Source organism: Mycobacterium innocens (assembly GCF_900566055.1).
Taxonomy (GTDB): domain Bacteria; phylum Actinomycetota; class Actinomycetes; order Mycobacteriales; family Mycobacteriaceae; genus Mycobacterium; species Mycobacterium innocens.
This window is the reverse complement of sequence record NZ_UPHQ01000122.1, coordinates 1-21,646: the sequence shown is the minus strand read 5'-3', so window position 1 is coordinate 21,646 and position 21,646 is coordinate 1. Positions and strand designations below refer to the sequence as shown.

Annotated in this window: 19 protein-coding genes; 3 read left to right on the top strand and 16 right to left on the bottom strand. The window is 64.9% G+C overall.

All coding sequences use genetic code 11. The features are described from left to right. Nucleotides 1-13 precede the first annotated feature (13 nt). From EET03_RS13450 to EET03_RS13425, 6 genes are all read right to left on the bottom strand, one after another. Nucleotides 14-895 (bottom strand): DUF881 domain-containing protein, encoded by an 882-nt coding sequence (locus EET03_RS13450; RefSeq protein ID WP_075542989.1) that lies wholly within the window; start codon nucleotides 893-895, stop codon nucleotides 14-16. 16 nt (nucleotides 896-911) lie between these two features. After that, nucleotides 912-1,244, bottom strand: coding sequence for a small basic family protein (locus EET03_RS13445; RefSeq protein WP_023364046.1), 333 nt, complete (start codon nucleotides 1,242-1,244; stop codon nucleotides 912-914). Between the two features lie 61 nt (nucleotides 1,245-1,305). Further along, nucleotides 1,306-2,229, bottom strand: coding sequence for a DUF881 domain-containing protein (locus EET03_RS13440; RefSeq protein WP_075542988.1), 924 nt, complete (start codon nucleotides 2,227-2,229; stop codon nucleotides 1,306-1,308). Next, nucleotides 2,216-2,851 (bottom strand): CDP-alcohol phosphatidyltransferase family protein, encoded by a 636-nt coding sequence (locus tag EET03_RS13435; RefSeq protein WP_075542987.1) that lies wholly within the window; start codon nucleotides 2,849-2,851, stop codon nucleotides 2,216-2,218. Before EET03_RS13435 ends, EET03_RS13440 begins: the two co-directional genes overlap by 14 nt. 195 nt (nucleotides 2,852-3,046) lie before the next feature. Continuing rightward, nucleotides 3,047-5,383 (bottom strand): accessory Sec system translocase SecA2, encoded by a 2,337-nt coding sequence (gene secA2, locus EET03_RS13430; RefSeq protein WP_075542986.1) that lies wholly within the window; start codon nucleotides 5,381-5,383, stop codon nucleotides 3,047-3,049. An 88-nt stretch (nucleotides 5,384-5,471) separates the two neighbouring features. Further along, nucleotides 5,472-7,112 carry an acetolactate synthase gene (locus EET03_RS13425; RefSeq protein ID WP_075542985.1) on the bottom strand — a complete coding sequence of 547 codons (1,641 nt, stop codon included), beginning with the start codon at nucleotides 7,110-7,112 and terminating at the stop codon, nucleotides 5,472-5,474. Nucleotides 7,113-7,215: 103 nt separating this feature from the next. Here EET03_RS13425 and bacA point away from each other — a divergent pair, with 103 nt between their 5' ends. Further along, nucleotides 7,216-9,135: a vitamin B12 ABC transporter pemease/ATP-binding protein BacA gene (gene bacA, locus EET03_RS13420; RefSeq protein ID WP_099193533.1), complete on the top strand. Its 1,920-nt coding sequence runs from the start codon at nucleotides 7,216-7,218 to the stop codon at nucleotides 9,133-9,135. A gap of 57 nt (nucleotides 9,136-9,192) precedes the next feature. Here bacA and EET03_RS13415 read toward each other — a convergent pair whose 3' ends face one another. From EET03_RS13415 to EET03_RS13405, 3 genes are all read right to left on the bottom strand, one after another. After that, complete coding sequence (locus EET03_RS13415) at nucleotides 9,193-10,680, bottom strand: FAD-binding protein (protein WP_075542983.1); 1,488 nt, start codon at nucleotides 10,678-10,680, stop codon at nucleotides 9,193-9,195. Then, nucleotides 10,677-11,177, bottom strand: coding sequence for a VOC family protein (locus tag EET03_RS13410; protein ID WP_075542982.1), 501 nt, complete (start codon nucleotides 11,175-11,177; stop codon nucleotides 10,677-10,679). Before EET03_RS13410 ends, EET03_RS13415 begins: the two co-directional genes overlap by 4 nt. Nucleotides 11,178-11,301: 124 nt before the next feature. Then, the gene (locus tag EET03_RS13405) at nucleotides 11,302-11,988 is read right to left on the bottom strand and encodes a TetR/AcrR family transcriptional regulator (protein ID WP_075542981.1); all 687 of its coding nucleotides are present in this window, start codon (nucleotides 11,986-11,988) and stop codon (nucleotides 11,302-11,304) included. Nucleotides 11,989-12,114: 126 nt separating this feature from the next. On the opposite strand from EET03_RS13405, the gene EET03_RS13400 reads away from it, so the two are divergent. Continuing rightward, nucleotides 12,115-12,564, top strand: a complete 450-nt coding sequence (locus EET03_RS13400; RefSeq protein ID WP_075542980.1) for a nitroreductase/quinone reductase family protein — start codon at nucleotides 12,115-12,117, stop codon at nucleotides 12,562-12,564. Here the strand turns inward: EET03_RS13400 and EET03_RS13395 are convergent. From EET03_RS13395 to EET03_RS13385, 3 genes are all read right to left on the bottom strand, one after another. Further along, a complete protein-coding gene (locus EET03_RS13395) occupies nucleotides 12,561-13,229 on the bottom strand; it encodes an Rv1815 family serine proteinase (RefSeq protein WP_075543007.1) in 669 nt (222 codons plus the stop codon). The genes EET03_RS13400 and EET03_RS13395 overlap by 4 nt on opposite strands. A 114-nt stretch (nucleotides 13,230-13,343) precedes the next feature. Then, nucleotides 13,344-14,291, bottom strand: a complete 948-nt coding sequence (locus EET03_RS13390) for a sterol desaturase family protein (protein WP_075542979.1) — start codon at nucleotides 14,289-14,291, stop codon at nucleotides 13,344-13,346. Nucleotides 14,292-14,369: 78 nt separating this feature from the next. Then, a complete protein-coding gene (locus EET03_RS13385) occupies nucleotides 14,370-14,936 on the bottom strand; it encodes a hemerythrin domain-containing protein (protein ID WP_075542978.1) in 567 nt (188 codons plus the stop codon). Nucleotides 14,937-15,128: 192 nt separating this feature from the next. Here EET03_RS13385 and EET03_RS13380 point away from each other — a divergent pair, with 192 nt between their 5' ends. Then, the gene (locus EET03_RS13380) at nucleotides 15,129-16,328 is read left to right on the top strand and encodes an NAD(P)/FAD-dependent oxidoreductase (RefSeq protein WP_075543006.1); all 1,200 of its coding nucleotides are present in this window, start codon (nucleotides 15,129-15,131) and stop codon (nucleotides 16,326-16,328) included. Nucleotides 16,329-16,351: 23 nt separating this feature from the next. On the opposite strand, the gene EET03_RS13375 is transcribed toward EET03_RS13380, so the two are convergent. The 4 genes from EET03_RS13375 to EET03_RS13360 all read right to left on the bottom strand — a co-directional run bounded on the left by EET03_RS13375 (nucleotide 16,352) and on the right by EET03_RS13360 (nucleotide 20,673). Further along, nucleotides 16,352-17,080, bottom strand: a complete 729-nt coding sequence (locus EET03_RS13375; protein ID WP_075542977.1) for an MgtC/SapB family protein — start codon at nucleotides 17,078-17,080, stop codon at nucleotides 16,352-16,354. A 239-nt stretch (nucleotides 17,081-17,319) separates the two neighbouring features. After that, on the bottom strand, nucleotides 17,320-17,643 hold the full coding sequence (locus tag EET03_RS13370; RefSeq protein ID WP_063469708.1) for a DUF732 domain-containing protein: 324 nt from the start codon (nucleotides 17,641-17,643) through the stop codon (nucleotides 17,320-17,322). Nucleotides 17,644-17,879: 236 nt separating this feature from the next. Then, on the bottom strand, nucleotides 17,880-19,295 hold the full coding sequence (locus tag EET03_RS13365; RefSeq protein WP_099193531.1) for a PPE family protein: 1,416 nt from the start codon (nucleotides 19,293-19,295) through the stop codon (nucleotides 17,880-17,882). An 88-nt stretch (nucleotides 19,296-19,383) separates the two neighbouring features. After that, nucleotides 19,384-20,673 (bottom strand): PPE family protein, encoded by a 1,290-nt coding sequence (locus EET03_RS13360; protein ID WP_075542975.1) that lies wholly within the window; start codon nucleotides 20,671-20,673, stop codon nucleotides 19,384-19,386. Between the last annotated feature and the right edge of the window lie 973 nt (nucleotides 20,674-21,646).

Sequence of the window (21,646 nt, the reverse complement as noted above, 5' to 3'; positions counted from 1 at the left end):
TTCTGGTCGGGGCTTATTTGACGGGCTGAGCGTATTGGTGCGGTTTCGGTTGTCGCAAGGCGGTCACATCCACCCGGTCGGCCTGTTGCACCGACATCCGTCCGCCGACGCGTTTGATACTGTCCACCGCACCACCGGGAATGTTCATCGCCGCGGCCAGCGTCGGTGGATCGCCAATCGCCAGAACTGAATAGGGCGGAGACAGCGCTTTGGTGTCGATGGTCAGCGCGCCCGGGGAACCGACCACCCAGGTGTCGACTCCGACCCGCACCGACTCGTGTGCGTCGCTGATCTGAATCGCCTCCGCTCCGGCAGCTCGCAACTCGTTAACCACGTCGAGCATTGCGTCCGGGGCCACTCCGGGACCGGGATCCTCGATGCGCACCGTGACGCCGGGTCCGGTGGCGCCCACCGCGCCCACGAGAATCGACAGCGCCGCCAGTCTGGTCTGCGCGCTTTCGATGGCCGCCTGGTCGTTGTTGCCGGAGGCCTGCAATGCGTTGAGGGTGTTCTGCAGGTCGGCCACCTCGGTGTTGAGCGTGGCCTCACGCTGCCGTAACGAATCGAGCAGCACCAACAGATCCGCGGGGCGAGCCGTGTCCAGCGAATCTCCGGATTCGGTCTGGCGGACCTGTGTGACGATGGCGACCCCGAGCACCAGGCACAGCAAGATTGCCAACGCCCCGAACAGCATTCGGGAACGGCTACCCCGCAACATCGCGGACAGTCCCGTCCGGCGCACCGGCCCGATCTCGGGGCGAGGACGGTCGGCGGGTAGTTCGTGACGGCCGCGCCGCGCCGCTTCGTGGGCGTTGCGCTCGGCTTTGGAGTGGCCGTGCCGGGTTGGTGCGCAGCGGCTTTCGTCGCCGGCGCTGTCCGGAGGGCCCTGGCTCACGCTGACCTCATCTCCGTCAGGCTCCGAACAGCCGCCGCCGCAGCGCGGCGGTATTGCCGAAGATGCGAATTCCCAGTACCACGATGATCGCCGTGGACAATTGCGTGCCAACGCCCAATTGATCACCCACATAGACGATCAATGCGGCCACCAGGACGTTGAACACGAACGACACCACGAAGACCTTCGGATCGAAGATCCGCTCGAGGTAGGCGCGCAACCCGCCGAACACCGCGTCGAGCGCGGCGACCACTGCGATCGGCAGGTACGGCTGGATCACCTCGGGCACGCTGGGGTGGAAAACCAATCCCAGCACGATGCCAAGGGCAAGGGCCGCGATACCGATCATGCCCGCCGCAGTCCCGTCCACGTCGCTCCCGGGGCAACCACTTTCACCAAAGTTCTTCTCACTAGGACCCAATCTGTTTGGCGAACTTGACGTCCCGGATAGCGCCGGCCGGCAGCGCCAGACCGTCGGAGGCGTTGACGCTGACCCCGACGCCATAGGAGACCTCCAGCAGCCGAAGGCGGTGCAGACCGGGACTGCGGTCGAAGACATCTTGCATTGCATGCGGTGGTCCAACCGCGAGGATGGTGTAGGGGCTGCTGGTGGGATTGTTGTCGACGAGGATCGCTCCCCCGGCCTGGCGAATGGTCACATTCGGCCCGATCCGGGCGCCGTCGACCGAGATTGCCTCCGCGCCACTGGCCCACAAGGAGTTGACCACCAGCTGCAGGTCGCGGTCCAGGATGATTTGCTGGCTGCCGCTCACCCGCTGTTCGGAGGCATCGGAGAGATTCGGCCCCACTCCCGGATCGGTCACGGTCACCGTCAACCCCGGACCGATAATCGGCGTGCTGGCCGCTGCCAGGCTGAGGGCATCCAGACGGGTGAGCAGTCGCTGCCCCTCAGCGTCGTCGGCCAGCGCTAGCCGTTGCACGTCGTCGACCTTCGCCGAGAGCACGCTGCGCTGCTGGGCCAACCTGGCAGCAGCGGCCTGGGTTGACCGCACATTTGCGACAAGCAGCTGCTGGGCTGCGCGCACCCCGGGTGCCACGGAGCGGGCCTGCGCCACCGCGGCCGCGAATACCGCTGCGACCAGAGTCGCGGCCAATGCCTGCCACATCCAGCCGAAAGCGCGGGCACGGCGGTCTTTGGGCGCGGCGGAGGCGTCCCGTTTGGCGGCTGCCGCAGCGTAGCCGGGGTCGAGATGTTCGGACAGTAGCGCGCGAAGCAGCGACGGTACCGGGTTGTGCTTGGGCCGCGTCGCCGCATGTGCGCTGTAGCCGGCGTTCGGGTCATAACCGCCGAGCACTCGGTCAACCTCGGCCATGGCCGCCCGCTTTTCGCGCAATTGGTTGATACGCCCGGTACTTGAGCTTGGGCATCCGCCGAACCACCATCGTCATCTGCACCACGTACAGCACAAACGCCCACAGGTACGCATACATACCCCAGATCAGAAACGCCCACCCGCAGGCGCCGAGGATGCGGCTCCATAACGCGTCCCACTGCCCCAACAGCAGTATCGGAAAGCCGGCCATCAGGGCGAAAGTCGCCGCCTTGCCGATGTAGGTGACCGGCAGGGCCGACAGGCCGCGGCTCCACAGCAGCGGCAGCGTCGCAGCCAGCGCGGCGTCACGCGCCAGCAGGGTGAGCACAAACCACCACGGCACAGTCCCGCTCAGCGCCAACACGATGGGCACGGTCACCATGTAAAGCCGGTCGACGGCCGGGTCCAGCAGCACGCCCAGCCGCGACGACTGGTTGAGCAGCCGGGCGATTTTGCCGTCTGCCCAATCGGACGCGCCGCTGAACACCAAGATCGCCACCGCCCAGCCATGGATGTGCGCAATCAGCATGACGTAGACGAACACCGGAATCAGCGCCAGGCGGATGGCGCTCAGCACGTTAGGTACCGTCAGCACCCGATTGTGGGTGGGTACCGGCTCCATGAGCCGTGACCTTAGCCCGGCGACGATCCGGTCCGCACGGCGGACCGGTGAGGAGCCGGGCGGTTAGGCCGGGCCCGGCGACGATCCGGTCCGCACGGCGGACCGGCGGCATACCGCGAGCGTAACGCTGTGGCGATTTCCGGCGCACCGTTTTTTGCACTGGCGTTACATTCGGGCGGCTCACGCCCGACAGGCTCAGCGGAACACGCCGGGCAGGCTGAGCGTGGACAACGTGTCATCGGACAGTGGGTTGTCGTTGACCATGTAGGTCCACGTCGACGTCGGCCGCGCCAGCTTGGACAGATCCAGCCCGGGCTCTTGTTCGAGAACATTGGCCGTTTCAAATGTCTGCTGTGCGGCCTCGATCGCATCTGCGGCCAGCGACGCGAACGCATCCACCGCCAACCGGTGGAACTCGTCGAGCGGGTTCTGCCGACCCAGCGCTCGCAGGTGGATGCTCTCCCGGATGTCGGCCAGATAAGCCAGGTGATCGGCCCAGCCGCGGTCCAGGTGGTACAGCATGATCAGCCGGCAGATCTTCTCGAGGCGCTCTTCGGACCCGTCCTTGGACATCGCCTGAGCCAGCTCCTGGTACCTCTCGGGCGCCAGTTCGGCCAGTTCCTCACGCGCGGTCGCGGTGCGCAGCAAGGTGTTTCGTCGTTCGACGATGATGGCGCGTTGTTGGGCGATCAACTGGTTGTAGCGCCAGGTGTTCGCATGCACATCCAGCAGCCGACCCTCAGCGACGCGCTGGGCATGGTCGAGCAAACTACCGGTCTTCGGACTGACGATTCGGCCGTCCTCGTCGGTGTCCATCGGCAATTTGTTGGTGTCGAGGTTGGCCGCGACGACGTCGTCTTCCCAGCTCGAGAAGAACACCGACGACCCTGGGTCGCCCTGGCGTCCGGCCCGCCCGCGCAACTGGTTGTCCAACCGCTGGGTGTGATGGCGGCCGGTGCCGACAACATGCAGGCCACCCAGTTCGGCGACCCGGTCGTGGTCGGCTTCGTCGGAGCCGCCCAGCCGAATGTCGGTGCCGCGTCCGGCCATCTGCGTCGACACGGTGACCGCATCGAATTTGCCGGCCTCGGCAATCACCTGCGCCTCCTCCGCGTCGTTTTTCGCGTTGAGCACTACCGCGGGAACGCCGCGTCGCAGCAGCCTTTCATGCAAATCCTCGGACTCGGCAACGTCATGCGTGCCGACCAGCACCGGCTGCCCGGTGTCGTGTACTTCGGCGATATGCGCGACGATCGCGTCGTTCTTAGCCGCCGCGGTGATGTAAACCCGGTCGGCCTCGTCTTCTCGGATGTTCGGGGTGTTGGGTGGTATCGGCGACACACCGAGCTTGTAGAACTGGCGCAGTTGTTCACCGGCGGCCAGCGCGGTACCGGTCATACCGCACACCGTGGCGTAGCGGTTGATCAGCGCCTGGACCGTGATGGTGTCGAGCACCTCGCCGGTTTCGGTGGTCTCGATGCCCTCCTTGGCTTCGACGGCGGCCTGCAGCCCGTCCGGCCAGCGCTGCAGTTGTGCGATGCGCCCGCGCGAGGAATTGATCAGATGTACCGCGCCGTCCCGGACGATGTAGTGCACATCGCGCTGCAACAGCACATGCGCGTGCAGGGCGACGTTGACCTCGGTCAGCGTGGTGCCCACATGTTCCTCGGAGTACAAGTCGATGCCACCGAGCGCCTTCTCGACTTTGCGAGCGCCGGTGTCGGTCAAGTGCACGTTGCGGCTGTCGGAGTCGGTCTCATAGTCGGTGCCGGGGACCAACTCGGCAATCAGGCGGATGATTTCCAGCCGCGGCGTCTCCCGGTGGGTGGTGCCGGCCAGAACCAACGGCACCAGCGCCTCGTCGACGAGGACGGAGTCGGCCTCGTCGATGAGAGCCACGTCCGGATTGGGCGATACCAGGTCTTCCACGTCGGTGACCAGCTGATCGCGCAGCACATCGAAACCGATCTCGTTGACCGAGGCATAGGTGACATCACAGCCGTATGCCGCCTTGCGGTCCTCGCTGGTCGACTCGGCGGTGATCCATCCGACCGTCAGGCCCAACGCCTCCAACAGCGGGCCCATCCACTCCGCGTCGCGGCGGGCCAAGTAGTCGTTGATGGTCACGACGTGGACATGCCGGCCGGCCAGTGCATAGCCGGCGGCCGCGATCGCGCCGGCAAGCGTCTTGCCCTCACCGGTCGCCATTTCGATCACGTCACCGGCGAGCATGCGCAGTGCACCCAGCAATTGCACGTCGAACGGGCGTAGATCGGTCGCCCGCTCGGCTGCTTCCCGGGCGATGGCCAGAAACTGGGGGATGTCGGCGGAGTCCGCGAGATCGTCGAGGTTGAGCAGCCCGGCCGCGCGGCGCAGCTTTTCGTCGGTGAGGTCGGCGGCTTCTTTGTCGTACTCTGCCGAAGCGGTCACCTGGGTCAGGGACCGGTTTCGATTCTTTTCCGTACTGGCGCCGAGAAGTCGCCAAAATCGGCTGCTCAGGCGGCCTGGTTCAGCGCGTGTGGTCTTGGGCACACGTCAACGGTACGTGACCCCGCCGCTGGCGCGGGCGGACCTGGTTACCGGCGACGCGCGCCGCCTCGGCAGACCGTATCTTTGCGCATCAGGCCAAGTTCGACCGCCGCGGGTACGCGACAGTAGGGTCGGTCAGCACGTTGACGACCGACGGCAGACCACTGGCGAAGGCCCGCTGCAGCGCCGGGCGCAGCTCGGCAGGCGTCGACACCAGTTCACCGTGCGCACCCAGGGCACGCGCCACCTCGTCGTAGCGGGTTCCCGGGCGTAGCTCGGCCACCACCGAGTAGCCGTACAACGCCTCCATCGGGTGCTTCTCCAAACCCCAGATGCCGTTATTGCCGACTATCGACACCACCGGCACATTGTGCCGAACCAGGGTGTCCCACTCCATGCCGCTGAACCCGAACGCGCCGTCACCTTGCAGCAACACCACTTGACGCTGCGGTCGGGCCAATTTTGCGGCCAAGGCGTAACCAGGCCCAGAACCCAGACAGCCGAAGGGACCGCTGTCCAGCCAGCAACCCGGCTGATAGCTGTCGATCACCCGCCCGGCGTAGGACCCGAAGTCACCGGCGTCGATCACCACGATGGCGTCGCGGTCCAATAGTGGAGCCAACTCGGCGTAGACCCGCATCGGATGCAGCGGGATCCGTTCCTCGGCAAGCTCGACTTTTTCCGCGTCGCGCGCCGCCGTCTCGGTGGTCCGAAGCTCATCGATCCAGTCCCGGTGGTCGGCGCCGGGTCCGGTCAGCGCCAACAGGATCGCGCTCAGATCCCCGTAGAGGCCGGCCGCCACGGCGCGCGGATGACCGCGCTCCGGTTCGGCGCGGTCGGCGACGACGAGCTGGGTCTGCGACCCGAAAACTCCGCCGAATCCCAGACGGAAATCCATGGGCACACCGACGATCAGGGCAACGTCGGCCTGCCCCAACGCTTTCGACCGTGCCCGGGAAAAAGCCAGCGGGTGGTCAGCAGGCACAGCGCCACGGGCCATCCCGTTCATCAGCACCGGAATCCGGCGTACCTCGGCAAGACGCAGTAGCGCAGCCTCCGCGTGTCCCCACCAGACGTTGGTGCCCGCCATGATGACCGGACGTCGGGCCGCCGAGAGCAGGCTGGCGGCCCGGTCCAGGGCGTCACCGTCGGGGCGTGCGGCCGTGGGTAAGCCCGTCAGTGCGCCGGGACGACCGTCATCGTCGGACATGGAGAACACGTGGTCCATCGGAAAATCCACGAAAGCCACCCCCGACGGGGCTCCAACCGCGGCCTGCAGTGCGTCGTCGACCAGCCGGCCCGTATCGTCTGCTGACTGCGCGGTGGCGGCAAAGCGTGCCAGCGGCGCGACAAAAGGTACGTGGTCGATCTCCTGCAAAGAGCCCATCCCCCACCGCAATGCCGGCGCCCGACCGCCGAGCACCACGAGCGGCGACTGGTTCTGTTGGGCGGCAGCCATCGCGCTCATCCCGTTGGTGACGCCCGGACCCGCGGTGAGTGCGGCCACCCCGGGCACCCTCGTCACCTTGGACCAGCCCTCGGCAGCGAAGGCGGCACTCTGCTCATGACGGGTGTCGATCAGCCGGATGCCTTCCTCGCGGCAGCCGTCGTAGACCGAAAACAGGTGTCCGCCCGACAGTGTGAAAACCGTGTCGATACCGCTGGCTTTGAGCCGTCGCGCTATCAGCCGTCCCGCATGCATCGTCTGGGCTGGGGCGGCGCCGGCGCTCATATCCGTCATATTTCGAAAGCCTATCTGCATCCTTCCGGTACCTTCGCCGAAGGATTTCTGTTCAGCAGCCGCCTGAACACCTCGACCGTGAGGAGCATCGACCTTGGGCCCGAAGCCGTTTACTCCCTCGATCGACTGGTCGGGGGCATTTGTGGATTCGCTGTACTGGATCGGCAAAGCCTGGGCGATCAGCGCCGTCTGTGTCCTGGTCGTGCTGGTTCTGCTCAGGTTTCTGACTCCCTGGGGGCGACAGTACTGGCGGATCACCCGTGAGTACTTCGTCGGACCCAGGAGCATTGGGGTGTGGCTGATGCTGGGTGTGCTGTTGCTATCGGTGGTCCTGGCCGTGCGCCTGAATGTGCTGTTCAGCTACCAGGGCAACGACATGTACACCGCCTTGCAGAAAGCATTCCAAGGTGCCGCCGCCGGCGATGAGGCGGTGAAACGCTCAGGCGTGCAAGGGTTTTGGATGTCGATCGGGGTTTTCAGCGTCATGGCCGTGATACACGTGGTCCGGGTGATGGCCGACATCTATCTGACGCAGCGCTTCATCATCGCCTGGAGGGTGTGGCTGACGGACCACCTCACCAGGGATTGGCTCGACGGCAGGGCCTACTACCGGGATCTGTTTATCGACGAGACGATCGACAACCCGGACCAGCGTATCCAGCAGGACATCGATATCTTCACCGCCGGAGTGGGTGGCACGCCCAACGCGCCGTCCAACGGGACGGGTAGCACGCTGCTTTTCGGGGCTGTGCAATCGATTATCTCGGTAATTTCCTTCACCGCGATCCTGTGGAACCTCTCCGGAACCCTGAATCTCTGGGGTGTCTCTTTCCCCCGGGCAATGTTTTGGACCGTTCTTGGTTATGTGCTCGTTGCCACGGTCATTTCCTTCGTCATCGGGCGTCCACTGATCTGGCTCAGTTTCCGTAACGAAAAGCTCAATGCCGCTTTCCGGTACGCGCTGGTGCGACTGCGAGACGCCGCCGAAGCCGTGGGCTTCTACCGCGGTGAGCGGGTCGAGGGCGCGCAACTGCAGCAGCGGTTCCGGCCGGTGATCGACAACTACCGCCGATACGTTCGCCGCAGCATCGCTTTCAACGGATGGAACCTGTCGGTGAGTCAGACGATTGTTCCGTTGCCGTGGGTGATCCAGGCACCTCGATTGTTTGCCGGGCAAATTGAATTCGGCGACGTGAGTCAGACGGCCACCGCGTTCGGCAATATTCACGACTCGTTGTCGTTCTTCCGCAACAACTACGACGCGTTCGCCTCGTTCCGCGCGGCGATCATCCGGTTGTACGGCCTGGTTGACGCCAACGAGAAGGGCCGCGCGCTGCCCGCGGTGCTGACCAGGCCAAGTGACGACGAGTCCGTTGAGCTCAACGAGATCGAAGTGCGCACGCCCGCCGGAGACCGGCTGATCGATCCGCTCGATGTGCGGCTGGACCGCGGGGATTCGCTGGTGATCACCGGCCGTTCAGGGTCCGGCAAGACCTCGTTGCTGCGCAGCCTGGCCGAACTGTGGCCATACGCCTCGGGGACCCTGCGCCGTCCGGACGGCGACAACGAAACGATGTTCTTGTCCCAGTTGCCGTATGTGCCGCTGGGCACTCTGCGGGACGTGGTGTGCTACCCGAATCCCCCATTCGTCATCCCCGACGACATCGTGCGCGACACGCTCACCAAGGTGGCCCTCGCGCCGCTATGCGACCGGCTCGAAGAGGAACGCGACTGGGCCAAGGTGCTGTCCCCCGGCGAGCAGCAGCGCGTTGCCTTCGCCCGCATCCTGCTCACCAAACCCAAAGCCGTATTCCTCGACGAGAGCACGTCGGCGCTCGACGCGGGTCTGGAATTCGCGCTCTACGAGCTGCTTCGGCGCGAGCTGCCGGATTGCATCATCGTCAGCGTCAGCCACCGCCCCGCGCTTGAGCGGCTGCACGACCAACAGCTTGAATTACTGGGCGGCGGGCCATGGCGGCTGAGCCCGGTGACGAAGGAGCCGGTGCGGGTCTAGGCTCAATCGCTGAATCCCGCGCCGAGATTGCCGTGGGGGCTGTGGATTCGACCGGAGTCACGACCATAGCCGCAATCTCGGTGTCGCGCCCCCGGCCCGCCGGGCCGCGTGCGCTCCGGCGCGGCGGCCGAAGAACGAGCCCTCGCCCAGCTGTGTACCACTGGCATAGCCCTTGCCATCCTGGGCGATGTTGGATGCACACGCTCCGGCCGCATACAAGGCCGGCACGACGGTGCCGTCTTCGCGTAGCACCTCACCGTCCACCGACGTGGCCAGCCCACCGAGGGTGAAGCCGGCATACATCGCCTTACCCAGTGACATGTCGAACGCTCCCCACGGCCCTTTGTCTTGTGGCGCAAGGAATTCCGGCTGCTTGTGAAAGTCGGGATCTTCGCCGCGCGCGGCATAGGTGTTGTAGCGGTCCAGGGTCGCCGTCAGGTTGCCTCGCGGAATGCCCAGCGCAGCTTCCATCTCTGCGACCGTTTCCCAGCCGTCGATCAATGGGACCAGCGGCATCGTGGGACGTTCCAGGTGCGCCTCGTCGACGATCAGATACGCCGCGCTGTCCGGCTGGTCCATGATGAAACCCGCAGTCCGCGAGTGGTAAGAATCCTCGGCGACGAACCGCCGCCCGAGCTTGTTGACGATCACTCCGGTGAGCAGGATGGACGGCGGGTACGGCGGAGCCGTGATGAAAATCTGATCCATGTGCTCGGTGGCGCCGCCGGCCGAAACGCCCATCCGGATGCCCAGGCCGTCGTCATAGGTGTTGCCCAGCACGAACGGTTTCTCGGCCAGTTTCGGGGTGTACTTGGCCACCATGTCCGGGTTCATCACGAATCCCCCGGCGGCGATGATCACCGATTTGGCTTTGATCGCCCCCGTTTCGGAGAATCGCTTCCACATCACTCCGGTCACTGCCCCCAAGCCGTCCACGATGAGCTCGGTGGCCCCGGTCTCGTAGCGGATTTGCACGCCCAAACTCGCCGCTCGCTTGAGTAGTAGATCGATCACCATGCTGGCGCCGCCAGTGTCGCCGGGCACGGGCACCTTATGGCCACGCGGTGCCGGCACCGCCTTCTCGAAGAAGGGCCAGACCTTCTCGTTGCCGGTGAACATCAGCCCCTCGGTGTTGGGCTGGATCACCGCCTTGCCCGGAAAGTAGCTGCGCTCGAACTGAAAGCCCAGGTCTTCCAGCCAGTTGAAATGCTCCACACTGTCCTCGCAGTAAGCCCGGATCTTGGCGTGATCGGGCTGCCGCGACACCGCAACCAGGTACTTATACATCTCGTCCGGCGAATCAGGATGACCGGTCGCCTGCTGGACCGCGGTCCCGCCGCCCAGGTAGAAATGCCCGCCGGCAAGCGACGTGGTGCCGCCCGCCGCGGCGGCCCGCTCGAGCACCAGCACCCGAGCGCCCGCCGCAGCCGCCGTCACCGCCGCACAGCCGCCGGCGATGCCGAAGCCGATCACCACCACATCGACGTCGTCCGACCATGACGCCACCGAGTCCGCACTGACCGTCGCTGGTAGGTCGGTGCTCACCGTTGCTCCCGTTTGATGTAGTCGTAGAACGCCCTGATCTCCGGCGAGAAATACGCGATCTCCACAAACGGCACCCCGGCCTGCGGTGCCGCCACATAGGCAAACTGAATCCCGCCGGGCATCACGCCCCGCTGGACCACAGCGGCGCCGTTTTCGGCCGCCTCGACCAGTGCAGCCTCCAGCCGCTGCGGGCTCTCGGCTTCCATGCAGATGTGGTGCAGCCCGGGACCAGAGTCACGCAGATAATCACTATAGATATTCTCCCCGCGGACCGGGGAGATGAGCTCTAACTGCATGTCGCCCAGGTAGCTCAGTGAGATGCTCGCGACGAAGTCGGCGGGTTCACCGTAGTAGCTGCAAGTATCGGGAGCAAAGTGCACATCGGGTATCCGTACCCACCTCCGGACACCCAATAGGCCGGTGAGCGCGGTTTCCGTGGCATCCAGGTCCTTGGTCACCCATGCGATCTGCGTCGGCGACGGAACGGGAAAGTTCATCGCCTCGCAGGATAGCTCAGCCTGGTGGCACCAGAAAGGGCCCGCAGGAACTTTGCCGTCATCGCCGGCAGCTGGCCCGAATGAGACGGATGAACACGTTCTAATTCTTGGCGATGACCGCATCTCAATGCTGAGCCAAGACGTCGACCAGTAGCCGTATCTGACTGTCGAAGACCTGACGCGGCTCGGTCAGCGTGTCGGCGCCGTACTGTCCGAACACCTCCAGGCTGATCGCACCCACCACACCAGCCCACAGCAAGAAGCACTTGACGACCACACGGTCATCGCCGGGAAAGTCGAACTCTCGGCGAAGCCGCTCGAAATCCGATGACATCGGCTGGGAGGCAACGTTATTCGTCAAAATGATGTCGCCGGTGGCAATCGCCGCCGCAATTGCGTCGAAGAACGCTCGGACCACGCGGGTACCGACGCCGACGGTACGTTCTGGTGGCGCGTGATACCCGGGGACGGGGCTGCCGTACAGCAGCGCCCATTGCGCCGGGTGCTCGACGGCCCAGCGGCGGACGGCATGGGCGATGGCGATGACGTCGTCGCTCCATGAGTCGAGGCCGGCCTCGGCGCGAGCGTGGTCCACGGTGTCGGCCAGATCGGAGTATGCGTCGACAAGCAGCAACGTCAGGAGCTCGTCGCGGCTGGATACGTACCGATATACCGCTGAGGAAACCATGCCCAGGTCGCGGGCAATCGCACGTAGCGATAGCCCGGCTGCCCCGTGATCCACCAGGTGGCGGCGGCCGAGCTCGACGATCTTGGCCTCGATCTGCTCCCTGGCCTCCTGGCGTTTGCCCACGCCGCAATTCTGACATAACCGAGATCGCCGCTCTTGCTTTTGTTTCAGGGTTATGGCAGCGTAACCAGTTTAGAGAGCAGTGCTCTCGGAAGCTTCACAAGGCTCGAGAGGCTCGAAAGGAGCGCCATGACCGCCCGCTACCAATCGCCCACCCGGACCGCCCGTTCCGCGAACACCGCTGTCCGTTGGCTGGCGGAACTCGGGATCAGCATCGCCGGCACCCGGGTGCTGCGCGTCCGGGGCCGCAAGACGGGCAAACTACGACCCGCGGTGGTCAACCTGCTGACTGTCGACGGCGTGGACTACGTGGTGTCACCCCGCGGTGACACGCAATGGGCGCGCAATGTCAGAGCGGCAGGTGCCGTCGCCATTGGTCCGCGTCGGCGTAGCAAGAACGCGATGGTCAGCGAGCTGGCCGACGATGCCAAACCGAAAGTCCTGAGCCGCTATCTGGCCAAGTGGTATTGGCAGGTCAAAGGGTATGTCGGAGGCTTGACCCCACAATCCGGCGATGACGAGTTGCGCGCCGCGGCACCGACGATCCCGGCGTTCGCCCTGGGCAAGGCCGATTGCTAGCTGGCGGCGGGGACGCCGAGATCCTGACGGAGCTGATCAGAGGCCGCTTGCCAGGAGACGGCGGCGGGATATTGCCCCCACACGCTGTTGAAGATTCCGATCAGCTGTCCGGGCCCGTTGCCAATCAAATACACCGGTCCACCAGAATCGCCCTTCTGGCTGGCGACGCCGCCGGTCATGGTGAACCACCCGTTGTTGACACTGTCGACGGTTCCGCAGGTTTCCCCGGTGCTGATACCGAAATGGCAAACCGCTTGGCCCGGTTGGGCGACCACGCCGGGCCGCGACGTCAACTGCCGTCCGCCCGGCAGGACGTCGCTCACCCTGACGCCGTCGACCAGTGCAATCGCCTCGTAGTCGTCGATCGACTGGTCGGTGGCCACAGTGGAACCGCTTGGGGTGTTGTCACGGAATGCCCTCAGGTGCCCGATGACGTTGTTGTCGCGGTCGCTGACTGCTCCCTCGCCCCGGCAGTGACCTGCGCTGAAAGCCATGCGCAGTTTGGCGTCCACATACGCCAGAGTGCAGATGTGGATGTCCTGGTGGATTTCCATGCCCGGGAACACCAGCGGCGGCTCCGCATAGGCGGTCGGAGCCAGGTCGCACGCCAGCGCCGCGACAGTAGCCGATACCGCGAATGCGCGCAGTGCCAGGCGGCGCACCATGGACTCCATCCTTTCAGGGCCGGCAAGCCGACCGGAATCTGAAATTACGGCGTACCCGACGGACTATTTTTCGTTATCGCCGTCGCCAGCGTTACCTTGCCGGGCGAGCCGCCGCTACCGCGACGAGGCGACAGCCACGGCGCCGTCGGCTGCGGTGGCGGCCATCCGCGGCTGCCAGCCCGGAGGGCCGAAGACGTAGCCGAGCCGATCACGCAGCCGCGTCGCTGATCGGCAGTCGCGCGCAATCGCCAGGTATTCGTAGGTCTGCAGTTTCCAGATGTTGAACGTGTTTACCTGCTTGGTCAGGCCGTAATGGGGGCGGAAAACCTCGGCCTGGAAACTACCGAACAGCCGATCCCAGATGATCAGGATGCCGCCGTAGTTCTTGTCCAGGTAGATCTGGTCCATCCCATGGTGCACCCGGTGATGCGACGGCGTGTTGAAAATGAACTCGAACCACCGCGGCAGCTTGTTGATCCGTTCGGTGTGTACCCAGAACTGGTAGATCAAGCTCACCGAGAAGGCGAAGAACACCATCCAGGGCGGTACACCTAAGAGCGGCAACGGCACCCACATGAGGATCTCGCCGCTGTTGTTCCACTTCTGGCGAAGCGCGGTGGCAAAGTTGAAGTATTCGCTGGAGTGGTGAGCTTGGTGGGTAGCCCAGATCAACCGGACTCGGTGGGCGATCCGGTGATAAGTGTAATAGAGCAAGTCAACACCGACGATGGTAATCACCCAGGTGTACCACTGGCCCGCCGAAAGGTGCCACGGGGCAACATAGGCATAGATTGCCGCGTAGCCCAGCAACGCCAGACCCTTCCACGCTGCGGTGGTGGCGATCGAAACCAGACCCATCGAGATGCTTGCCAAGGAATCACGGGTGAGGTAGGCGCCGGTGGCCGGCCTGGGCCTTTCGGTGGCGACCGCCTCGATTCGTTCCAGTTTGCGGGCGGCTGTCCATTCGAGCGCCAAAAGAACGAGATAGAAAGGAATGGCGAACAACGCCGGGTCCCGCAACTCCGCGGGCAGCACGGACCAGAAGCCCGTCAAAGCACTCACGTTAGACAGACTACTGATAATCCGGTCGACGGCCCAAGGGTCCGCTGGGCTCGCGGGCGGGAATGGATTCGGCTCGAGCTAGCCGATCGCCTTCGAGATCGCATCACGGGCGCGGTCGAGCAGCGACGCGAATGGTCCAACGGCAAAATTCAGTTTCGCCGACTCCACGCCGGGGTGTGGCCTCGTCGGTGCGAGGGCCTCGGCTACTTGCACCGCCTTTGTCATGCGCTGTCGCTCGTCGGCGTCGAGTTCCCGCTGCAATGTGGTGAACTCTTCGTTCTCCTCACGTTCGGCATGTTCGACCACCGCCTGCCGCAGCTTGGTGAGCTCGTCGATGAACTCCTGCGAGGCGATGTCCAGCTTTTCAATGCTCGACAGCAGCTTCTTGGCATCGTGCTCTTCTCGTAGTCGCGCATCCGCGATCTCGTCGCCGGCAGCCACCTCGCGACGGACACGCGGATGAATGATCATCTCCTCAGCGGTCTCGTGCACGGCCAAGAGCTGGCGCAAGTCGTGAAAGGCGGTCTCGCGCGCTTTGTGGTCCGACGCGTGCAGCACGTCGTCGAACATGTCGTTGATCAGATCGTGCTGAGCTTTGAGAAACTTGACCACTTCTTGTGGCGTCTCGACAAGCATTTCGGCCATGCGGCAGGACCTCCGGTGTGATGGGATTCGCGCTGTGGGCTGTGCGCGCATCAACTGGCCGAATACCCGAAGCGAGAACGGCCGAAACGGTCAAGCGCTCGATCCTGATCGACGGAGGTTACCCGGGTGGCTGCTCTCGACCGGCCGCTAAGCCAACGCGACGTCAGCCCGGATGCCTCAGGCGCTGACCGGTTGACCCGCGTATTGGTGATCGGCTCCGGGTTCGCCGGGCTGTGGGCGGCATTAGGCGCTGCCCGACGACTCGATCAGCTCGTCGTCGCGCCGGGGACGGTGGACATCACGGTGTTGAGCGACAAACCGTTCCACGACATCAGGGTGCGCAACTACGAAGCCGACCTGAGTGGCTGCCGCATCCCACTGGCCGACGTGCTCGATCCGGCCGGGGTTGCGCATGTCACCGCGAACGTGACCGGAATCGACGCCGGCGCACGCAAGGTCACCACGTCGAGTGGCCACACATACCGCTACGACCGATTGGTGCTCGCGGCGGGCAGTCGACTGGTCAAGCCCGACGTACCGGGTCTGCGCGAGTTCGGATTCGATGTCGATACCTACGACGGCGCAATCCGGCTGCAGCACCACCTCGAAAAGCTCGCCGATGGCCCTGCAACGGCCGCGGCGGCGACCGTGGTGGTAGTCGGCGCGGGACTGACCGGTATCGAGACAGCCTGTGAGATGCCGAGCCGGCTGAGGGCGTTATTCGTCGGAAGTTCGGTGGCCCCCCGGGTGGTGCTGGTTGACCATAACCCGTTCGTCGGCTCCGATATGGGCGGCTCAGCGCGGCCGGTGATCGAGCAAGCCCTGGCAGACAATGGCGTCGAGACCAGGACCGCAGTCAGCGTGGCGAAGATCAGTGCGTCCGGCGTATCGCTCTCGTCGGGTGAGCACCTGGCAGCGGCCACCGTCGTGTGGTGCGCCGGCATGCGGGCCAATTCGCTTACCGGGCAACTACCGGCGACCCGCGATCGACTGGGTCGCGTCGAGGTCGACGACTACCTACGGGTGGTGGGCGTACCGGCCGTCTTTGCTGCCGGTGACGTAGCCGTTGCCGAGGTCGATGACGAGCACGTGTCGGTGATGTCGTGTCAGCACGGACGGCCGATGGGCCGCCACGCCGGCTACAACGTGATCAGCGACCTGTTCGGCGAGCCGCTGTTGGCATTTCGAATCCCTTGGTATGTAACGGTTCTCGACTTGGGACCAGCGGGCGCGGTGTACACCGAAGGGTGGGATCGTGAAGTGGTGTCGCGTGGCGGCGAGGCCAAGGCGACCAAACAGGCGATCAACACCCGGCGCATCTACCCGCCGCTGAACCGAAACCGCGCCGACCTGCTGGCCGCCGCCGCGCCAGAACTGCAGGCCCGGCCTTGAGCGATCCCCGCGTGGACGTCAAGTCAGTCCGACGGCGACATCGGCAATATCGGATTGGTTTGTTCACCGGCATACCAGTGCACTGCGTATATGCCCGGTTGCAAGGACAGTTCGGCCACCAACCGCTCCAGCTTGGCCGGTGTGTGGCCGTCCATCAGCAGGTGAGCGGTCAACGCGATGTTGTCGTCGGTGGCTGTGCCGGTGTGGATGCCGCGCAGCGTGATGTCGTTTCGAGCCGTGTGTTGCACGATCTGAGCGCGCACATATTTCGCGGACTTGGGGCGGCAGAGCACCTGCAGCTGGTAGGGCCGTAGGCCTTCGTCTTCTTCGACGGCGTTGTCGTGGTCGATCAGCCGCCCCAGCGGGCGGCCGAAGAGATGGATGGTGACGACGGTAGCGGTGGCGATCAACGCGAACACCAGGTGTCCGGAGGCGGCGAGCACACCGACTGCAGCCGAGCACCACAGGGTGGCAGCGGTGTTGAGGCCGCGTACGTTGAACCCCTCCCGCAGAATCACCCCACCACCCAGAAACCCGATGCCCGACACCACATACGACGCGACCCGGGTCGGACTGCTGTCCTCGGTGGCGGCCGCATACAACACGAAAAGGGTCGCTCCGGTGGCCACCAGAGCATTGGTACGCAGCCCGGCCATGCGCGCCCGCCACTGCCGCTCGAGGCCGATCAGGGCCCCGCAGCCGACGCCGACGGCGAGCCGGAGCGTGAATTCGGCGATGCTGAGGTTCTGCACGGCGCTGCGTTCCCTTCTGTCCCGGTGCGAGGGCGACGGCAGCTAAGCATATGGCGGTTAACGACGGGTGGCGAGTCGGCGAACCGGTTGCATTGCGGCGCTGACCAATACGCGAAACATGCTGGACCTCAAGCGATTTGAGCCCGGGCAAGGCCGCGTAAGGGCCAGGTCACGTCGAGTTGGCCAGGGTGGCATGGCCCGTGGCGGCCGGCCGCGCCGGCTCCTCGCCCAACCCCGTATCAGACGTGGCTCAGATGGTGCGGGCAGTAGTATTTCGCCGAAATCACCGCGAACTGCGATGCGGCTTCCATATTGAACCCGGGATTGTGGACCTCCACTTCGTGGACCACTGCCAGTCCCGCTTCGCCGTTATCCAGGTACCCGCATACCGCCTGAGCGGATCCGATGGCTGCCGCCGGACTGGCATAGGTGATGCCGACTTGTTGCAGTGCTGCCAGGAAGCCCGCGTCGTCGGCGCCACTGGGCTCCTGCGGATCGGCATGGGCAGGCGCCGTGAGGCCGACCATGGCCGCCAGGGTTAGTAGCGCTAGCAGCTTCTTCATGATTTCCATTCCTCCGTCCCCGGCAATCTTGCGGTTACCCGGTTCTGAATTCGACTTCCGAACTGCCCTGTCCGGTTACGTTTTTAATTCTGCCCCTTCGCGGCCCTGCCGCCACGGCTGTCGAGCCTCCGGGCCGCAACTGCGGCCAACACCGCAACTGCGGCTCGCTTCAGAATCGCCAATGCCGTTGAGCGGTTGGCATCACGGTTGATCAAACGCATAGCTCCAGCCATGTGTCAGCCCAACTGTGAATCCGAGGGCACCACTTTGGGTTTGTCGCCTTTGGACAGGTGCACGGCGTGGATGCCCGGTTTCTTCGCCAGTTGCTCGAGCAGGCTGTCAAGGCCTTCGGGGTCGACGCTGTGATGCTGAACGCTTTCGGGCTTCTCCGATATCTGTGCGACCAGACGCTTGAGTTTGTCCGGCGAGGTGGCGTCCTTGAGGTCTTTGAACGGAGCGATACGGCCGCGGACGCCGGTGCCGCTGACGGCGCTGGGAGCACCGGCACCGAGGGCGCTTCCGAGCATGCCCGCTAGCGCCGTCGAGCTGAGTAGCCCTCCCTCGCCGAGGGCAGCAGCCGGCACGGCCTCCGGCCCGGCGGCCGATAATGCGGCGGCCACGGTCCTGATGGCGGGCGTGGCGGTCGCCCAGCTGGGGGGAACGCTCAAGGACCCGACGAGCGTGCCGCGACCCCAATGAGCCGTCACATCGCCCGATGTCGCGCCGGTCAGCCAGCCACGGCCCCAGTGTGGCGCCAGCCCAAGCCCGGCGCCCAGCCCCTCTTTCGAGAACTCGCCGAGTCCACCGGCAACGGAATGCGGGCCGAACTTGAGGAACTGCGATACGGGAAAGTTCACCAGCAAACCGATGCAGTTGAATCCCAGGGTAAAACCCAGCGGACCCCTGATGGCGAGAAACAGGCGGACATAATCCGCCGCTGCGGTTGGTCCGAAGATGCCGTTCACCAGGTCGTTCATCGCCTTTGTGTAGGCGGTGCTGAGGTCGGCACCAAGTTGCAGCAACCACGAAATCGGATTGGCCGAGGCCAGCACCGACTGCGCGGCGGTGCCGGCCGAGGTTCCGGCGGCTTGGCCCGCCGCGGCGGCTTGGCCGGCCAGTCCGGCCGCGTTGGCGACTTGGGGCGGCGCGGTGAACGGCGTCAGCTGGCCGGCAGCCGCCGAGGAGCCGGCGTAGGTGTCCATCGCGACGGCGTCTTGGACCCACATCTGGCCGTATTGCGCCTCGGTGGCAGCGATCGCCGGGGTGTTTTGGCCGAAGATGTTGGTCGCCACCAGCGACGCCAGTTGACTGCGGTTGGCCGCGATCTCCACCGGCGGCACATGTGCGGCGAACGCCGTTTCGTAGGCGCTGGCCGCCACGGCGGCCTGGGCGGCCGCGTGCGCGGCCTGGGCGGCGGTGCCTTGCAGCCAGGTCACATACGGTGCGGCCGCGGCCGCCATGGCCAGTGCCGACGGACCTACCCACGGCCCGCTGGTCAGGCTGTCGATGACCGACGAGCACGCGGCAGCGGTGGATTGTAATTCGGCGGCCAGCGCGTCCCAGGCCGCCGCGGCGGCCCGCATCGGGCCCGATCCGGGGCCGGTGTACATGCGGCCCGAATTGATCTCCGGTGGAAGTGCTGTGTAGAACACGTCTCTACCCCTTACCTGGCCGGGTGCTTTGAGTGGCCCGAGCTTGGGCTATGGCCCGTCGTAATGCCGGTCATCACCGTCACCGCCGTCATTCGTCGAGCGCCGGGATCACGATGATGGTGGCGGCGGCGGGGTCTGCCCCGGCGACAACGCCGCCCACTGAACTTGCCGTACCACTGCCTGCAGAGCCGAACGTGGTAGCAGCCAGGGCGCGCCCGGCCAGGCTCGACAGGGCCATCTGGCCGAATACGCCGGCCTCGCCGGAAAACGCCGCGGCCGGGGCGGCGGCCAAGTTGGTCGGCAGCAGCGAGGAGACCAGTCGCATCGCGGGGGCGGCTTGCGTCCAACCCTGTGGCACCGACATGCTGCCCACCAGGGCCGCCCGCCCCATCGCCCCCGTGACCGGTCCACCACCACTACCTGTGCTGCTGGAGGTCAGGTTTGCGCCCAGCGAATCAGCGATCGGCGCCAGGGCCCCGGTGATGGGCTTGGCGGGGGCGAAAAAGGCCTGCAAACCTTGGCCATTCTGGGCGTAGGCGTAGACCTGTCCGAAGGACAGGAACGGGCCGCCCGGTATGGCAGCGAGGCCCTGCAGCGCATAGGGCCCGTTCTGGGTCGCCATGATGATGTTCCAGTTATCGATATCGGTTACCAGCCATGGCGGCAACGCTGGAAACAAGGATCCCGGCAACGACGGCGCCGCCGTCGGCAACGACGTGGTCGAGGCCAGGCTTTGCAGCGCATTTGGCACCGAGGCGATCAACTGGGACAGCTGTGTCGTGATGTCCGAGGCCGCAGCGGTGCCGGTTGCCGGTGCCACAGCGGCGGATTGGGCCGCCGCTGCCGACGGGTTTGTGGTCTGCGGCGGCTCGGTAAACGGCGTCAGCTGGGTGGCCGTGGCGGAGGAGCTGGCATAGGCATACATCGCCGCGGCGTCTTGGGCCCACATTTCCAGGTATTCGGCCTCGGTGGCCGCGATCGCCGGAGTGTTCTGCCCGAAAATGTTGGTGGCGATCAAGCTCATCAGCAGCGCTCGGTTGGCCGCGATCACCGGCGGCGGCACCGTCGCCGCAAACGCCGTCTCATAGGCCGCGGTGGCCACCGCGGCCTGGGCGGCCGCTTGCTCTGCTTGAGCCCCCGTCGAGCTGATCCACGCCAGGTACGGCCCGACCGCGGCTGCCATCGCGATCGACGACGGGCCCGTCCACGGTCCTGCGGTTAGACTCTCGATAATCGACCGATACGAGGCGACCATGGACTGCAACTCGGCAGCCAACTCCTCCCAGGCCGCGGCCGCGGCCAACATCGGACCAGGACCCGCCCCGACGTACATCCGCCCCGAGTTGATCTCCGGCGGAAGCGCCCCAAAATCTATCATTTGCTGCCTCCGGTTCTTCGCTGCCCGCCATAGTAATAACGGCCGTGTAGTTCCGTACGCGAGTTAGGTCAGCTCTTACCGAACTCATTATTCATCCCCGTCGACCGCTCCACGTTTGATTCCACGCGATTGACACCGATCTGGGCTCTCCCAGAGGTGAATCTTCTGCTGGTCAAGGTGCGCCACCCGCGCGGTTGTGGCTGCCCCCTATCCGGCCATCACCGTCACACTGCACAATAATTATTTGCATTACGTTCCCAGCGTGTAATCACGACGTTAAAAGTAACCGGCACCGCATCGTTGATCGCTGGAAAACTCTCAGCTTAGCTATCACTTCAGCCGTCCAGCTCACCTAGTAAGCGCCCCCAGTTATTCGCCCGGAGAACAACGAATTAGGCGGTTAGATCACCCCGCGCGCGACACAGGCAAAACCGTGAACACAGGAAATCCGGCGATATTGTACGTGTGTCGGTTAATACGATTTGCCGCCATTGCCGAAGAGAATTGACGTGCCACCCGGATCACTATATTACGATTTCTGCCCAATCGTATCGGCGCGGAAATCAAAGACCGCAAATAATTGGATTATTGCGAGGCGTTTTTGGGGTAAACGCCGTCCCGTGACCTCCTAGATTTGATCCTGCTGGCAAGAAATCGATTGCTAGTCCGTCAGCAACTGAATGTCCCGGCACCCGGCAGCGACTGGCAGGAGTCCATCGCGCACGACAGCCCGCGGCTCGGCCGCGCAGGCCACCTTCTGGGCCCGATGGTGCGCCAGGTGTCAGGTCGATGACATGGACGTCCACCGACCTGACACCTGATCGCCATGATGTGCTTCTCTTTGCTGAAAGATGACATGTGATGGGGACCCCCTCAGCTCAGACGCTCGTTGAGTTTGCGTCAGAGTTTTTTCGGGAGCTTGAGGAGGTCCCACTGATGACGATGGTAGGCGGGTTTGACGTGCACCGGAAGC

Bases quoted from the DNA above. Each gene is read 5' to 3' on its own strand.
- EET03_RS13395 (WP_075543007.1), bottom strand. From the start codon at position 13,229: ATGGTGCGCCGCCTGGCACTGCGCGCATTCGCGGTATCGGCTACTGTC.
- EET03_RS13440 (WP_075542988.1), bottom strand. From the start codon at position 2,229: ATGGCCGAGGTTGACCGAGTGCTCGGCGGTTATGACCCGAACGCCGGC.
- EET03_RS13410 (WP_075542982.1), bottom strand. From the start codon at position 11,177: ATGAACTTTCCCGTTCCGTCGCCGACGCAGATCGCATGGGTGACCAAG.
- EET03_RS13400 (WP_075542980.1), top strand. From the start codon at position 12,115: ATGACCGCCCGCTACCAATCGCCCACCCGGACCGCCCGTTCCGCGAAC.
- EET03_RS13385 (WP_075542978.1), bottom strand. From the start codon at position 14,936: ATGGCCGAAATGCTTGTCGAGACGCCACAAGAAGTGGTCAAGTTTCTC.
- EET03_RS13360 (WP_075542975.1), bottom strand. From the start codon at position 20,673: ATGATAGATTTTGGGGCGCTTCCGCCGGAGATCAACTCGGGGCGGATG.
- EET03_RS13370 (WP_063469708.1), bottom strand. From the start codon at position 17,643: ATGAAGAAGCTGCTAGCGCTACTAACCCTGGCGGCCATGGTCGGCCTC.
- EET03_RS13445 (WP_023364046.1), bottom strand. From the start codon at position 1,244: ATGATCGGTATCGCGGCCCTTGCCCTTGGCATCGTGCTGGGATTGGTT.
- EET03_RS13425 (WP_075542985.1), bottom strand. From the start codon at position 7,112: ATGAGCGCCGGCGCCGCCCCAGCCCAGACGATGCATGCGGGACGGCTG.
- EET03_RS13435 (WP_075542987.1), bottom strand. From the start codon at position 2,851: ATGGAGCCGGTACCCACCCACAATCGGGTGCTGACGGTACCTAACGTG.